This is a genomic window from Streptomyces sp. NPDC024698 (assembly GCF_055559015.1).
This window is the reverse complement of record NZ_JBVHLK010000007.1, coordinates 118,073-131,564: the sequence shown is the minus strand read 5'-3', so window position 1 is coordinate 131,564 and position 13,492 is coordinate 118,073. Positions and strand designations below refer to the sequence as shown.

The window sequence follows — 13,492 nt, the reverse complement described above, 5'->3', positions numbered from 1 at the left end:
AGCGCGTGCTCACGGCCGCCACAGCGGATGTTCACGCTCGGCCCACCGGCGGCTCACCGATCCCGTACGCAGGCCCCGCCTGGCCTCCGGATCCGCCAGCGCCATACCGATGTGGCCCCCGAGCACGATCCCGACGGTGAGGGCCAGCCAGTCGTGGACGAAGGTCGCCGAGGTGCGCCACATCAGCGGGGTGAGGTGGGTGAACCACATCAGCAGGCCCGTGCCCAGCATCACCAGCGTGGCGCCGGAGATCCAGGCGGCGTAGATCTTCTGTCCGGCGTTGAACTTGCCCGCGGGACGGGAGCCCGGATCCCTGTCGCGGCGCAGCGCCGCCCGCAGCCACACCCGGTCGTGCGGGCCGAAGCGGTTCAGGAAGCCCAGGTCGCGCCGGAACGCACGGGAGGCCAGGCCCGCCAGGACCGGCAGCGGAAGCATCACACCGGCCACCTCGTGGACCCGGACGACGAGTTCGCGGCGGCCGACGAGCTCCGCGAACTGGGGGATGTAGAGGCAGGCGGCGGTGGCCACGCACACGCCCATGAGCGCGCCGGTGACCCGGTGCACCCAGTGCTCGGCGCGGGTGAAGCGCCGTACGTGGGAGGAGTGCGCGGAGACGGCCGGGGATCCGTCAGCTCGTGGGTTCATCGTCGCGTCCGTTCGAACGGCCGACCCAGGCGTCGACGTCGTACCCCCGGTTCTCCCAGTACCCGGGACGGACGTCCTTGGTGACCGTGATGCCGGAGAGCCACTTGGCGGATTTGTAGAAGTACATCGGGGCCACGTAGAGCCGGACCGGGCCGCCGTGGTCGTGGCCGACGGGCTTGTCCTGCATGCGCAGGGCCACCAGGACGTCCGGGCGGTAGGCCTGGCGCAGGCTGAGGCTCTCCGTGTAGGTCCCGTCGAAGCAGGTGAAGCGGATGGCCCCGGCCGAGGGGCGCACTCCGGCGGCGTCGAGCAGCTGCGACAGGCGTACGCCCTCGAAGGGGGTGCCCGGCACGCGCCAGCCGGTGACGCACTGGACGTCGTGCACCAGCCGGGTCTGGGGCAGGGTGCGCAGGTCCGCGAGGGTGTAGTCGGCGGGGTGGTCGACCAGGCCGTCGACGGTGAGCCGGTAGTCCGTCTCGTTCTTGTGGGGGACGGAGGCGGCCACCGAGTAGTAGCGGAACCCGCCGCCGTTGGGCAGCAGTCCCGTCAGGCCCGTGGGGTCGCGCTGGGAGGCACCGGCGAGGAAGGCGTCCGTCGCGCGCTGGAGCGTGGGCGCGGCCAGGACGCCGAGGGCGCCGAGTCCGAGCGTGCCGAGCAGGACCCGGCGGCCGATGGGCCTGCCGTGCGCCTCGGACGCCTCGTGCTCCACGTCTCCGTGCTCCGCGTCGGTCTGCTCGTGGTGCTCCGGGCGCTCTTCGCGCTCGTGGTGCTCCGGGCGCTCCTCGTGCCCGCGCTGCTCCAGGGCTTCCTGGCGCCCCGAGCCTTCCTGGTGCTCCCGGCCGTCCTCGTGCTCCTGGCGTTCCTCGTCCTCGGGTTCCCGGGGCCGCTCTCGCTCCGGGTCCGGTTCCCCGGGCCTTTCAGTGTTCACCCCTTGATTCGAGCACCCGCGACCCCCAAAAAGCCAGCGGCGGCGGGTGCTCGTCAGCGTTCCGTCATTTCTTCTTACCGACGGTCCGGAATCAGCGGCTCCGAAGAGGACGGCGGGGCCGCATCAGGAGGCGGACTCGGCCGCCTTGTCCAACTGGAACGCCTCGTTCCCGAGGCCGATCCGGGCGTGCGCCTCGGGCTTGCGGGAGCGCAGCACCAGACCCTGGACGAGACCGGCGACCAGTGCGAGGCCGATGACGGCCGGCAGAGCCACGTTCAGGACCGAGTCGGGACCCGAGCCGACGAGCACGTCGAAGTCCTTGACGGTGTAGACCGCGATGACGAGCAGGGCGAGGCCCGCGATCGCGGAGGTGACCAGGCGCCAGGACTGGGCACGGGCCGCGCCGCGGCGGACGAAGAAGACGATGACCGAAAGGGAGGCGGCCGCCATCAGCAGGGTGACACCGAGCGCTCCGACGTTGCCGCCCCAGGTGAACAGCCGGAGCACGGGCGCGGTCGGGTCGCCGGCCGGCTTGTCGTCGGAGAGGGCGAAGCCGCCGACCACGATGAGGGACACGACGGTGTGCAGGAGCGAGCCGGTGCCGGGCGCGCCGCTGGCCTCGGAGGTGCGGCCGAAGGCGCTGGGCAGCAGGCCCTCGCGGCCCATGGCGAAGGCGTAGCGCGCGACCACGTTGTGGAAGCTGAGCAGCGCGGCGAACATGCCGGTCACGAACAGCACGTGCAGGACGTCGGTGAACGTGGAGCCGAGCCGTGACTCGGTGAGGAAGAACAGCAGTCCGGCGCTCTGCTTCTGGGACGTCCCGACGATCGCCGAGGGGCCGGTGGCGACGGTGAGCGCCCAGGAGCTGATGGCGAAGAAGACGGCGACGAAGCCGATCGCCAGGAACATCACGCGCGGCACGAGGATGTGCGGGCGGCTGGTCTCCTCGGCGTAGACCGGGGCCTGTTCGAAGCCGGTGAAGGCCGCGATGCAGAAGCACAGCGCGGTGCCGACGCCCGCTCCGGTGAGGGTGTCGGGGTTGAAGGCGTGCAGCGACAGGCCGGCCTTGGCGGGGTCGCCGACGGCCGCGACGTCGAAGACGACGACGAGGGTCACCTCGATGACCAGCAGCACGCCGAGCACCCAGGCGTTGACGTCGATCTTGAGCCAGGCCAGCGCGCCGACGACGAGCACGGCGGCCAGCGCCGGTATCCACCAGAGGAGATGGGTGTCGAGGTAGGTGGCGAACAGCCCGGAGACCTCGAAGCCGAAGAGGCCGTAGATGCCGACCTGGAGCGCGCTGTAGGCGACGAGGGCGACGGCGGCCGCGCCCGCGCCGGGGGTGCCGCCGAGTCCGCGCGAGATGTACGCGTAGAAGGCGCCCGCGTTGTGGACGTGCCGGCTCATCTCGGCGTACCCGACGCTGAAGAGCACGAGGACGATGCCGAGGATGACGAAGAGCAGCGGCTGTCCGACGATCCCCATCACCGCGAATGTGGTGGGCATGACACCCGCAACCACCATGAGCGGAGCGGTCGCCGCGAGGACGGACAGCAGGAGGCCCGCCGCGCCCAGCCGGCCGGCGCGCAGGGCCCGGTCCTGCCCCTTGAACGTGCTGATGCCGGCGCCGTCGGCGTCGGGTCTTCCCGTGCTCGACGTACTCGGTGTGCTCGAACTGCCCGTCGTCATCGCGGGGTCGTCCTTTCGGATGTCGGTCTTCGGGGGGCGTTCACACCGTGCCGAGCACGCGGTCGCGCGCGGCACGGAAGGCCTGGTACCCGTCGCGGTCCGGGTAGGACCACGGAGCCGCGGTCGGGTGCTCCGCGATGCGCAGGAACAGGGCGGCGGCCTCGCCGTCCCGGCCTTCGCAGATCTTGGCGTGGGCGAGGTAGTTGAGGTCGACGAGCCGGCGCGGGTGGTCGCCCTGCTGCCATTCGAGCCACCAGTCGAAGGCGGCCTTCATCACCTGGCGGGCCCGGCGCCCTGCCCAGTGTCCCGAGGTGACCGGGTCGGGGGCCTCGCTCCCGGCGCCGGCGAGCACCCGGTAGCGCTCGGCGTGCGCGACGACCGGAAGGATCGCGAGCGGCGAGTCGTCGGGCGCCTGCTCGGCCGACCAGTTGGCGAAGTCGTACACCTCGTGCAGCGGGTCCTGGCCCGCCGCGGCGCGGCGCTCGGCGAGCCGGGCGACCATCAGATGGTGCGCGTGGTGGTGGACGGCGTGCCGGTGGCGCACCTCGTCGAAGAGGCGGACCACGTCGTCCTCGGCGCCGAGGACGCGTTCGAGGAGCAGGAGCCCGAGCCAGGGGGTGGGGTCGTCGGGGACGAGGTCCGCCGCGCGACGGCAGGCCTCGCGGGCGCTGTCCGGGCGCTCCTTGCCGTGCAGGGCGCGTTCCACGGTGGCGCAGCCGAGCAGCACGGCGGCGTCGGCGGACTCCGGTTCGGCGAGCTGCCAGTCGCGGACCCAGGCGAGCGTCGCGGGCTCCTGCGCGAGGACGGTCACGCGGTGCCCGCGGCGGTCCCAGTCGTCACCGGTCGCGGCGAGCAGGTCGCGGACGTCGGTCCACCGCCCCTGGTTCAACGAGGTACGTGCGGCAACGAGTTCGGCGTCGTCGAGAGCGGCGTCGAAGGCCTGGGACGTCCGCTTGCGGCCGCGGCCCAGGGGAGGTGGGGGTGGTGACACCGCTGCTCAACCTCACAGGCGCGGTTCGTCAAAGGGTGATCACACACAGCAAACCCGGAGCCAGGCATTCAAGTCAAGCTCAGGCCAAGTCGCTACACGTGTCAACTGCTCCCGTGTACAGGCCAGTTACTCTCGCGCCGTCCCACAAAGTCCTGAACAGGCACCTTTTCCACCCGACTTGGGCCGTGCCGCTGCCCCGGAACGTCGGCGGGCCGCCGTTGTCCTGATGGCAACGGCGGCCCGTGTCCGACGACATGGACGTCGGCCGTGATCAGCCGAGCGCCTCGGCCGCCGCCCGGCCCGCCGTGCGGCCGGAGAAGAGGCAGCCGCCGAGGAAGGTGCCTTCGAGCGACCGGTATCCATGGACACCGCCGCCGCCGAATCCGGCGGCCTCACCGGCGGCGTACACACCCTCCAGCGGGTCGCCGCCCTCGGTCAGCACCCGCGAGGACAGGTCGGTCTCCAGACCGCCGAGGGTCTTGCGGGTCAGGATGTTCAGGCGTACCGCGATCAGCGGGCCGGCCGCGGGGTCGAGGATGCGGTGCGGGGGCGCCGTGCGGATCAGCTTGTCGCCGAGGTAGTTGCGGGCCCCGCGGATCGACATGACCTGGAGGTCCTTGGTGAACGGGTTGGCGATCTCCCGGTCCCGCGCGACGATCTCGTGGCGCAGCGCCGCCTCGTCGATGAGCGGCTTCTCGGTGAGCGCGTTCATCCCGCGCACCAGCGCGCCGAGGTCCTTCTCGACGACGAAGTCGACGCCGTTGTCCATGAACGCCTTGACCGGTCCTGGCACGTCCGCGCGGGCCCGTCCGATGACGCCCCTGATGGACTTGCCGGTCAGATCGGGGTTCTGCTCCGAGCCGGAGAGGGCGAACTCCTTGCCGATGATCTTCTGGTCCAGCACGAACCAGGTGTAGTCGTACCCGGTCCTCATGATGTGTTCGAGGGTGCCGAGCGTGTCGAAGCCCGGGAAGAGCGGGACCGGCAGCCGGTTGCCGCGGGCGTCCAGCCACAGGGAGGAGGGGCCCGGCAGGATGCGGATGCCGTGCTTGTCCCAGATGGGGTTCCAGTTCTGGATGCCCTCGGTGTAGTGCCACATGCGGTCGCGGTTGATGAGGCGGGCGCCGGCCCCCTCGGCGATCCCGAGCATGGCGCCGTCGACGTGCGCGGGCACACCCGAGATCATCCGCTCGGGCGGGGTGCCGAGCCGCTCGGGCCAGTTGGCCCGTACGAGGTCGTGGTTGCCGCCGATGCCGCCGGAGGTCACGATCACGGCCTGGGCGCGGAGCTCGAAGGAACCGGTGACCGCACGGCTGCTGGCCTGGCCGCGCTCGATGCCGGACGGCTCCAGGACCTCCCCCGTGACGGTGTCGACGGAGCCCGCGCTGCGGGACAGGCCGGTGACCCGGTGCCGGAAGCGCAGCTCGACCAGTCCGCGGGCCACGCCTTCCCGTACCCGGCGCTCGAAGGGAGCGACGAGGCCGGGACCGGTCCCCCAGGTGATGTGGAAGCGGGGCACCGAGTTGCCGTGCCCGTTGGCGTCGTAGCCGCCGCGTTCGGCCCAGCCCACCACCGGGAAGAAGCGCACACCCTGCGCGTGCAGCCAGGACCGCTTCTCGCCCGCCGCGAAGTCCACGTACGCCTCGGCCCAGCGGCGCGGCCAGTGGTCCTCGGGCCGGTCGAAGCCGGCCGTGCCCATCCAGTCCTGGAGGGCCAGCTCGTGCGTGTCCTTGATCCGCATGCGGCGCTGCTCGGGCGAGTCCACGAAGAAGAGCCCGCCGAAGGACCAGTGCGCCTGGCCGCCGATCGACTGCTCGGGCTCCTGGTCGAGAAGGATCACCCTGCGGCCGGCGTCGACGAGCTCCGCGGTCGCCGCGAGGCCCGCGAGCCCCGCTCCGATGACGATCACATCTGCGTCGTAGGCCATGGGCCCGTCCTCTCGCATTCCGACGGGTCTGACCGGGCCGGCGTCACGGGGACGACCTGATGACGTTTGTCACGAACCGATCGGCGGCGTCGCTGGTTGGTGAGACATTGGTGGTGACGGTGGTGGTCGACCGCGCGGCCGACCAGCACTTGTTACTGATCGGTCCGAATACTCGGCAAGAAAGGTGACCGAGTCAACCGCCTGGTTCCGGTTACTCCCGGGGCGGGGCCCCGGCCCTTGGCACTACAGTCGGCGGCATACGCACCACTGGCCCGCCCCGACTCCTGACGCATCGAGGTACCCAGCGTGTCGGTACTGGTTCTGGTCCTCTCGGTGAGCGCCGCCTGCTGTCTCGGCTTCGGCTTCGTGCTCCAGCAGAACGCCGCCTCGCACGCCCCGCTGAGCGACTTCCTCTCGCCCCGCATCCTGATCGACCTGATCCGTGTCCCGCGCTGGCTGGGCGGCATCGGGCTCATGGTGTGCGGCATGGTGCTCGGGGCGATCGCGCTCGGCAACGGCGAGGTGTCGCTGGTCGAGCCACTCCTGGCGACCAACCTGCTCTTCGCGCTCGCTCTTTCCCGGCATCAGACCAAACAGCCGCTCGGCCGGCAGGGCTGGGCCGGGCTCCTGCTGCTCGCGGGCGGAGTCTCGGCGTTCATCGTGGCCGGGCAGCCACAGGGCGGGGAGGCCATCGACGACCCGCTGCGGCACTGGCTGATCATCGGGATCGTGGTCGGTCTCGCGCTGCTGCTCACCACCTTCGCGAAACGGTCCCGGCTCAGCGCCGGCCCCGTCCTCCTCGCCACCGCCGCGGGGCTGCTCTACGGCCTCCAGGACGCCCTCACCCGGGTCAGCGGCCAGCGGTTCAGCGCGGGCGGTATGGGCGAGCTGCTGACCGGCTGGCAGCCGTACGCGGTGCTCGTCCTCGGCGTGAGCGGGCTGATCCTCGTCCAGAGCGCCTTCGAGACCGCGCCGCTGCGGATGTCGCTGCCCGCGCTCACCGCCGCCCAGCCGCTCGCCGGGATCGTCTGCGGGGTGGGATTCCTCGGGGACCAGCTGCGCACCGACCCCGGCGCCCTCGCCTGGCAGGCCGCGGGGCTCGCGGGCATCGTGACGGGGATCATCCTGCTGGGCATGCACCCGGCGATGCCCTCGGGCACGACGGAGCCGGAGCGCTCCCGGGACCTCCAGCCGCACTGACCGGCCCCCGGGCCGCCGGGAGCTGCTTGGATGGATCCCATGAGTGCCGCTGACGAGATCCTCGACATCGTGGACGAGAACGACGAGATCATCGGGCAGTCCCCGCGCGGGGAGGCGTACGCGCGCGGGCTGCGCCACCGGTGCGTGTTCATCGAGGCACGGGACGCCCAAGGCCGGGTCTTCGTCCACCGGCGCACCGCCACCAAGCTGGTGTTCCCCTCGTTCTACGACATGTTCGTCGGCGGGGTCGTCGGCGCGGGCGAGTCCTACGACGACGCGGCGCTCCGCGAGGCCGAGGAGGAACTCGGCGTCTCCGGGCTCCCGCGCCCGACCCCCCTGTTCACGTTCCTGTACGACGACGGGGCCGGCGCGAGCTGGTGGTCGGCCGTGTACGAGGTCCGCTGCGAGCTCCCGGTGAACCCGCAGGCCGAGGAGGTCGCCTGGCACGACTTCCTCACCGACGACGAGGTGGAGCGCAGGCTGGACGAATGGACCTGGGTGCCGGACGGCCTGGCGGCCCGCGAGCGGCTCAGGGACTACCGGGCGATGGACTGATCCGTCCGGCCGAACGCGGCCGGGCGGGATCAGGGACGCCCGCGCCGGGCTTCCCGTACGGGCACCCGGGGAGCCCCGCGCCGGGCTCGGCGGTAGGGTCCTGGGCGTGATCGAACTCGTGCGCAACGTCCGGATGTGGTTCGCGCCGCGGGAGATCCGGCACGAGGGCACGACCCCGGACTACCGGTTCTCCCTGGCCAACGAGCGGACCTTCCTGGCCTGGCTGCGCACCGCGCTCGCGCTCATCGGCGGCGGCTTCGCCGTGGACCAGTTCCTGCCGGACCTGCGCTGGGCCTGGCGCGCGGGCCTCGCCCTGGCGCTGCTGGCCTCGGGCGTGCTCTGCGCGCTGCGCGCCGTGAACCACTGGGTGCGCTGCGAGCGGGCGATGCGACGAGGCGAGGACCTTCCGGTGTCACGGTTCCCGGCGGTGCTGAGCATCGTCGTCGCGATCGTCGCGGTCGCGATGGTCGTCGTCGTCCTCGTCGGCTGGGCGGGATGAGCCCGCCGCCGAGGGACGAGCGCGACCCGGGCCTCCAGCCGGAGCGCACCCGGCTGGCCTGGCGCCGTACGACCCTCTCCTGCACCGTCGCCGCCGTGCTCGCCGCGAGGGCGGCCCTGCACGAGCGGCACTCGGACGCCGGGATCGTGGCCTTCGCGCTCTGCTGCCTTCTCTGGCTGCTGTTCCTGGCCCTCGCCCATCGCCGCATCCGCGCCCTGGCGGCCGCCGGCCCGGCGGGGCCGTCCGCGCTCACGCCCGGGCACACGGCGGCGGCGGCGCTGTGCACGGTGGCGCTGGCCGTGTGCGCGGCGGCGCTGGTGTTCTAGGCACGACACGAGGCGTGTTCCGGGCCGAGGTCCGCTTGATGTATTCCGATATGGGAATACGATGGCTGCCATGGCACGAGCAGCGACGACGTCGGACGCGTTCAACGCGATAGCGGAACCGCAGCGCCGGGACATCCTGGTGCTGCTGCGGGCGGGTGAGCGGCCGGTGACCGATGTGGCCCAGGAGCTGGGGATGAGCCAGCCGGGGGCGTCCAAGCATCTGCGGGTGCTCCGGGAGGTGGGGCTGGTGCGGGTCCGCGAGGCGGGCAAGCAGCGCCTCTACGGCCTCGACGCCCGCGGGCTGCGGCCGATCCACGAGTGGGTCGGCGGCTTCGAGCGGTTCTGGAACGAGAGCTTCGACCGGCTCGACACCTATGTGCAGGACCTCAAGCAGACACGGCAGGAGGACTGACCGATGACGGGAACAGGGCGACAGGCGCGGGCGGAGTCGGCGACGGCCGACCGGGAGATCGTGATCTCCCGGGTCGTCGACGCCCCGCGGGAGCTGGTGTTCGAGGCGTTCACCGAGGTCCGGCACCTGGCGCGGTGGTGGGGTCCGGAGGGGTTCACCACCACCACGCGGTCCTTCGCGTTCCGCGAGGGCGGGGAGTGGGTCTTCGTGCTGCACGGGCCGGACGGGACCGACTACCCCGAGTGGATCCGCTGGGTGCGGATCGTCCCGCCGGAGCGGATCGAGCTGCTGCACGGCGAGCGCCGCGACGACCCGGACGCCTTCGCGTCGGTCCTGACCTTCGCGCGCAACGGGGCGGGGACCCGGATCGTGATGCACACGGTGTTCCCGACGAAGGAACTGCGCGACGAGGCGGTCGAGAAGTACCGCGCGGTCGAGGGCGGCCGGCAGACCCTGGGCAACCTGGCCGCCTATGTCACCGAGACCCTCGCGAAGGGAGCTGAGGACTGATGGCCGGGAAGGTGTTCTTCAGCGTGTCGATGTCGCTGGACGGCTTCGTCGCGCCCGAGCCCGTCCCCGTCGAGAACGAGCTCTTCTCGCCGGACCGGCAGGACGACCCCGACGTCCGGCGCTGGATGGCGCAGTGGATGGAGCTCCAGCAGTGGATCTTCCCGCAGCGGTTCTTCCGGGAGAACCTGGGGCTGGGCGAGGGCGGCGAGGAGGGCGTCGACAACGACATCGCGCGGGAGACGTTCGAGCGCACCGGCGCGAGCGTCATGGGCAGGCGCATGTTCGATCTCGGCGAGCGGTCATGGCCCGAGGACGCGCCCTTCCACACCCCGGTCTTCGTCGTGACGCACAGCCGGCGCGACCCGTGGGAGCGGCCCGGCGGCACCACCTTCCACTTCGTCGACGACGGCGTCGAGCACGCCCTCGACCGGGCCCGCGAGGCCGCGGGCGACCGCGACGTCCGTATCGCCGGCGGGGGCGCGACGATCCTCGAGTACCTGAACGCCGGCCTGGTCGACGAGTTCTCGGTCACGGTGTCTCCGGTGCTGTTCGGCGCCGGCACCCGCCTCTTCGACGGCGTGGACGCGTCCCGGATCGCGCTGGAGCCGCTCCGCTCGGAGCCGTCGTCGCGCGTGACGCACCTGACCTACGCCGTACACCCGCGGTAGCCGCGCCACCGCTCCGCCCGGGCGAGACGCCGATCACGTTTCGGTCAGCCGCTGGACGACATACCGACTGGTCGGCATCATGGTCGATGTCCCGTTCCCGTGTGCTGAGGAGCAATGATGAGCCCGGACCACCCGCCAGGTCTCGATCTCGACCGGCTGCGCGGCCTGCTCGACCGTGAGCGGCCCGGACTCGTGACCGGTCCGCTGACCGGCCGGCTGATCGAGGGCGGACGGTCGAACCTCACCTACGCGGTCACCGACGGCACCGGCCGCTGGGTCGTACGACGGCCCCCGCTCGGCCATGTGCTGGCGACCGCGCACGACATGAGGCGCGAACACCGGGTGATCAGCGCGCTGCACCCGACGGCCGTGCCGGTCCCCGACCCCGTGCTCCTGTGCGAGGACGAGTCGGTGCTCGGCGCCCCGTTCTACGTCATGGAGTTCGTGGAGGGCACCCCGTACCGCACCGCCGACCAGCTCGCCCCGCTCGGCCCGCAGCGCACCCGCGACGCGGTGCTCGGCCTGGTGGACACCCTGGTCGAACTGCACGCGGTGGACCCCGCCGAGGTCGGACTCGCCGACTTCGGCCGCCCTGAGGGCTTCCTCGACCGGCAACTGCGGCGCTGGGGAAAGCAGTTGGACGCGTCGCGCAACCGCGAGCTGGCAGGCATCGACGAACTGCACGCCGCCCTGGGCCGCGAACTGCCCACCTCCCCCGCGCCCACCGTCGTCCACGGCGACTACCGGCTCGACAACGTGCTGATCGGACCCGACGACCGGATCAGGGCGATCCTGGACTGGGAGATGTCCACGCTCGGCGATCCGCTCACCGACCTCGGGCTGCTCGTCATGTACAGCACGCGCCTGGAACTGCCCGACTCCCCCATCAGCACGACCGCTTCGGCCGCCGGGCACCCCGAGGCCGCCGAGATCGTCGAACGGTACGCCGCGCGCTCGGGGCGCGACGTCTCCGCGGTCTCCTGGTACACGGCCTTCGCCTGGTTCAAGCTCGCCGTGATCCTGGAGGGCATCCACTACCGCTACACCAAGGGGCAGACGGTCGGCGGCGGCTTCGACCGCATCGGCGAACTGGTCCCCGCCTTCATCGAGCACGGCCTGACCACCCTTCAGGAAGGCTGACCCGCAATGGACTTCGCATTCGACGCGCGCACCGAAGAGCTGCGCGGGAAGCTGCTCGCCTTCATGGACGAGTACGTGTACCCGGCGGAGGCCGTCGCCGAGGAGCAGCGCGCTCTGCTGGCCTCGCCGTGGGACACGCCCGCCGTGGTCGGCGAGCTGAAGGCCGAGGCCCGCAGGCAGGGTCTGTGGAACCTGTTCCTGCCGGACTCCGAGTACGGTGCCGGGCTGACCAACCTCCAGTACGCGCCGCTCGCCGAGATCACCGGCCGCAGCCCGCATCTGGCGCCCACCGCGCTGAACTGCGCCGCCCCGGACACCGGGAACATGGAGGTGCTCGCCCAGTTCGGTGACGAGGCGCAGCGCAAGCAGTGGCTGGAGCCGCTGCTCGCCGGGGAGATCCGTTCCGCGTTCGCGATGACGGAGCCCGAGGTCGCCTCCTCCGACGCCACGAACATCACCACGCTGATCGAGCGGGACGGTGGGGGAGAGTACGTCGTCACCGGCCGCAAGTGGTACATCTCCGGGGCGATGAACCCCGACTGCAAGATCTTCATCGTGATGGGCAAGACGGACCCGGACGGCGCGGACATCCGCCGCCAGCAGTCGATGATCCTGGTCCCGCGCGACACGCCGGGCCTGGAAGTACGGCGTGCCATGCAGGTGTACGGCTACGAGGACCACTCGCACGGCGGGCACGCCGAGGTCGTCTTCGACCACGTCCGGGTCCCGGCGAGCAATCTGATCGGCGAGGAGGGCGGCGGTTTCGCCATCGCGCAGGCACGGCTCGGTCCGGGCCGGATCCACCACTGCATGCGGCTGATCGGCATGGCCGAGCGTGCCATCGAGCTGATGTGCCGCCGGGCGGTGTCGCGTACGGCGTTCGGCAAGCCGCTGGCCCAGCAGGGTGTCGTGCAGAACTGGATCGCCGATGCCCGGGTCACCGTCGAGCAGCTGCGACTGCTGGTCCTGAAGACGGCCTGGATGATGGACACGGTGGGCAACAAGGGGGCCCACACCGAGATCCAGGCCATCAAGATCGCCACTCCGCGCGCGGTCGTGGACATCCTCGACAAGGCGGTCCAGCTGCACGGTGCGGGTGGTGTCAGCCAGGACTTCCCGCTGGCCGAGCTGTGGGCCGCCGCGCGGACCCTGAAGCTCGCGGACGGCCCCGACGAGGTCCACCAGCGCTCGCTGGCCCACCGGGAGATCAAGAAGCACGTGTGACGCCGGTGGGGGCGGAGGGGAGAGTTCTTCGCCCCCTCCGCCCCTGCCCGACCCGTACCCGGGGGCGCTGCCCCCGGACCCCCGCTCCTCAAACGCCGGAGGAGCTGAATTCTCTCCTCCGGCGCCGGAAAGTTTCAGCCCGTCCGGCGATCGAGGACAGAGCTTGCTACGGGCGCAGGGCGCGGAGCAGCAGGTCGGCCAGGTGGTCGGCGACCTCCTGGGGAGCGAGGGGGCCGTCCGGGCGGTACCACGTGGACAGGTGGTGGACCGAGCCGAAGTGGTAGTCGACGACCAGGTCGGCGGGAGTGGCCGTGGAGAAGACGCCCTTCTTCTGGCCCTCCTCGACCAGCGCGCGGAAACGCTCGTGATAGCGGCGCCGCTCCGATCGCACCTGCTTGAGCTTCTCGGGCCCGAGCTGATGCATCGACCGGAAGAAGATCGAGGCGTCGTCGAGGTTGTCGATGGTCGTGACGACCACGTCGGCCGCCGCGCGCCGCAGCCGCTCCTCGACGGGCGCGTCCGCGTCGGCGAACGCGTCGAGCCGCTCCTGCTGGAGGCGCAGCACGCGGGCGTAGACCTCGTGCAGGAGGTCGTCCTTGGAGCCGAAGTAGTGGTAGAGCGCCCCCTTGGTGACGCCTGCCGCCTCGACGATCTCCTGCACCGACGTGCGGTCGTAGCCCTGCTCCGCGAAGAGCCGGGTGGCGGCGGCAAGGAGTCTCTGCGGGACAGGAGTCCCGTCACCGTCCGTCGTCCTGGGCACTGCCGCCACCTGCTTTCC

Annotated in this window: 15 protein-coding genes; 9 read left to right on the top strand and 6 right to left on the bottom strand. The window is 71.6% G+C overall.

The window, feature by feature from the left end; genetic code table 11:
- Window positions 1–9 precede the first annotated feature (9 nt).
- The 5 genes from ACZ4AA_RS18600 to ACZ4AA_RS18580 all read right to left on the bottom strand — a co-directional run bounded on the left by ACZ4AA_RS18600 (window position 10) and on the right by ACZ4AA_RS18580 (window position 6,180).
- Window positions 10–645, bottom strand: a complete 636-nt coding sequence (locus tag ACZ4AA_RS18600; protein ID WP_467602743.1) for a cytochrome b/b6 domain-containing protein — start codon at window positions 643–645, stop codon at window positions 10–12.
- Window positions 629–1,354: a molybdopterin-dependent oxidoreductase gene (locus tag ACZ4AA_RS18595; RefSeq protein WP_467603311.1), complete on the bottom strand. Its 726-nt coding sequence runs from the start codon at window positions 1,352–1,354 to the stop codon at window positions 629–631. The genes ACZ4AA_RS18600 and ACZ4AA_RS18595 overlap by 17 nt, the downstream gene beginning before the upstream one ends.
- 342 nt (window positions 1,355–1,696) lie before the next feature.
- Window positions 1,697–3,262, bottom strand: a complete 1,566-nt coding sequence (locus ACZ4AA_RS18590) for an APC family permease (protein ID WP_467602741.1) — start codon at window positions 3,260–3,262, stop codon at window positions 1,697–1,699.
- 40 nt (window positions 3,263–3,302) lie between these two features.
- Window positions 3,303–4,253 carry a hypothetical protein gene (locus ACZ4AA_RS18585; RefSeq protein ID WP_467602738.1) on the bottom strand — a complete coding sequence of 317 codons (951 nt, stop codon included), beginning with the start codon at window positions 4,251–4,253 and terminating at the stop codon, window positions 3,303–3,305.
- Between the two features lie 271 nt (window positions 4,254–4,524).
- Window positions 4,525–6,180 (bottom strand): FAD-binding dehydrogenase, encoded by a 1,656-nt coding sequence (locus tag ACZ4AA_RS18580; protein ID WP_467602736.1) that lies wholly within the window; start codon window positions 6,178–6,180, stop codon window positions 4,525–4,527.
- Between the two features lie 306 nt (window positions 6,181–6,486).
- On the opposite strand from ACZ4AA_RS18580, the gene ACZ4AA_RS18575 reads away from it, so the two are divergent.
- The 9 genes from ACZ4AA_RS18575 to ACZ4AA_RS18535 all read left to right on the top strand — a co-directional run bounded on the left by ACZ4AA_RS18575 (window position 6,487) and on the right by ACZ4AA_RS18535 (window position 12,714).
- Window positions 6,487–7,380: a DMT family transporter gene (locus ACZ4AA_RS18575; RefSeq protein WP_467602734.1), complete on the top strand. Its 894-nt coding sequence runs from the start codon at window positions 6,487–6,489 to the stop codon at window positions 7,378–7,380.
- Window positions 7,381–7,419: 39 nt separating this feature from the next.
- Complete coding sequence (locus ACZ4AA_RS18570) at window positions 7,420–7,935, top strand: NUDIX hydrolase (protein ID WP_467602732.1); 516 nt, start codon at window positions 7,420–7,422, stop codon at window positions 7,933–7,935.
- A gap of 106 nt (window positions 7,936–8,041) precedes the next feature.
- Window positions 8,042–8,434, top strand: coding sequence for a YidH family protein (locus tag ACZ4AA_RS18565; RefSeq protein ID WP_467602729.1), 393 nt, complete (start codon window positions 8,042–8,044; stop codon window positions 8,432–8,434).
- The gene (locus tag ACZ4AA_RS18560) at window positions 8,431–8,760 is read left to right on the top strand and encodes a DUF202 domain-containing protein (protein ID WP_467602727.1); all 330 of its coding nucleotides are present in this window, start codon (window positions 8,431–8,433) and stop codon (window positions 8,758–8,760) included. Before ACZ4AA_RS18565 ends, ACZ4AA_RS18560 begins: the two co-directional genes overlap by 4 nt.
- A gap of 70 nt (window positions 8,761–8,830) precedes the next feature.
- Entirely contained in the window at window positions 8,831–9,172 is a 342-nt protein-coding gene (locus ACZ4AA_RS18555) for an ArsR/SmtB family transcription factor (protein WP_467602725.1), read from the top strand.
- Between the two features lie 3 nt (window positions 9,173–9,175).
- Window positions 9,176–9,682, top strand: a complete 507-nt coding sequence (locus ACZ4AA_RS18550) for an SRPBCC family protein (protein WP_467602722.1) — start codon at window positions 9,176–9,178, stop codon at window positions 9,680–9,682.
- Window positions 9,682–10,350 (top strand): dihydrofolate reductase family protein, encoded by a 669-nt coding sequence (locus tag ACZ4AA_RS18545; RefSeq protein WP_467602719.1) that lies wholly within the window; start codon window positions 9,682–9,684, stop codon window positions 10,348–10,350. Before ACZ4AA_RS18550 ends, ACZ4AA_RS18545 begins: the two co-directional genes overlap by 1 nt.
- 117 nt (window positions 10,351–10,467) lie before the next feature.
- Window positions 10,468–11,490 carry a phosphotransferase family protein gene (locus tag ACZ4AA_RS18540; RefSeq protein WP_467602717.1) on the top strand — a complete coding sequence of 341 codons (1,023 nt, stop codon included), beginning with the start codon at window positions 10,468–10,470 and terminating at the stop codon, window positions 11,488–11,490.
- Between the two features lie 6 nt (window positions 11,491–11,496).
- The gene (locus tag ACZ4AA_RS18535) at window positions 11,497–12,714 is read left to right on the top strand and encodes an acyl-CoA dehydrogenase family protein (RefSeq protein WP_467602715.1); all 1,218 of its coding nucleotides are present in this window, start codon (window positions 11,497–11,499) and stop codon (window positions 12,712–12,714) included.
- 166 nt (window positions 12,715–12,880) lie between these two features.
- Here ACZ4AA_RS18535 and ACZ4AA_RS18530 read toward each other — a convergent pair whose 3' ends face one another.
- Window positions 12,881–13,474 carry a TetR/AcrR family transcriptional regulator gene (locus ACZ4AA_RS18530; protein ID WP_362400234.1) on the bottom strand — a complete coding sequence of 198 codons (594 nt, stop codon included), beginning with the start codon at window positions 13,472–13,474 and terminating at the stop codon, window positions 12,881–12,883.
- Window positions 13,475–13,492 lie beyond the last annotated feature (18 nt).

Bases quoted from the DNA above. Each gene is read 5' to 3' on its own strand.
- ACZ4AA_RS18535 (WP_467602715.1), top strand. From the start codon at position 11,497: ATGGACTTCGCATTCGACGCGCGCACCGAAGAGCTGCGCGGGAAGCTG.
- ACZ4AA_RS18580 (WP_467602736.1), bottom strand. From the start codon at position 6,180: ATGGCCTACGACGCAGATGTGATCGTCATCGGAGCGGGGCTCGCGGGC.
- ACZ4AA_RS18545 (WP_467602719.1), top strand. From the start codon at position 9,682: ATGGCCGGGAAGGTGTTCTTCAGCGTGTCGATGTCGCTGGACGGCTTC.
- ACZ4AA_RS18570 (WP_467602732.1), top strand. From the start codon at position 7,420: ATGAGTGCCGCTGACGAGATCCTCGACATCGTGGACGAGAACGACGAG.
- ACZ4AA_RS18555 (WP_467602725.1), top strand. From the start codon at position 8,831: ATGGCACGAGCAGCGACGACGTCGGACGCGTTCAACGCGATAGCGGAA.
- ACZ4AA_RS18590 (WP_467602741.1), bottom strand. From the start codon at position 3,262: ATGACGACGGGCAGTTCGAGCACACCGAGTACGTCGAGCACGGGAAGA.
- ACZ4AA_RS18550 (WP_467602722.1), top strand. From the start codon at position 9,176: ATGACGGGAACAGGGCGACAGGCGCGGGCGGAGTCGGCGACGGCCGAC.
- ACZ4AA_RS18540 (WP_467602717.1), top strand. From the start codon at position 10,468: ATGAGCCCGGACCACCCGCCAGGTCTCGATCTCGACCGGCTGCGCGGC.
- ACZ4AA_RS18600 (WP_467602743.1), bottom strand. From the start codon at position 645: ATGAACCCACGAGCTGACGGATCCCCGGCCGTCTCCGCGCACTCCTCC.
- ACZ4AA_RS18560 (WP_467602727.1), top strand. From the start codon at position 8,431: ATGAGCCCGCCGCCGAGGGACGAGCGCGACCCGGGCCTCCAGCCGGAG.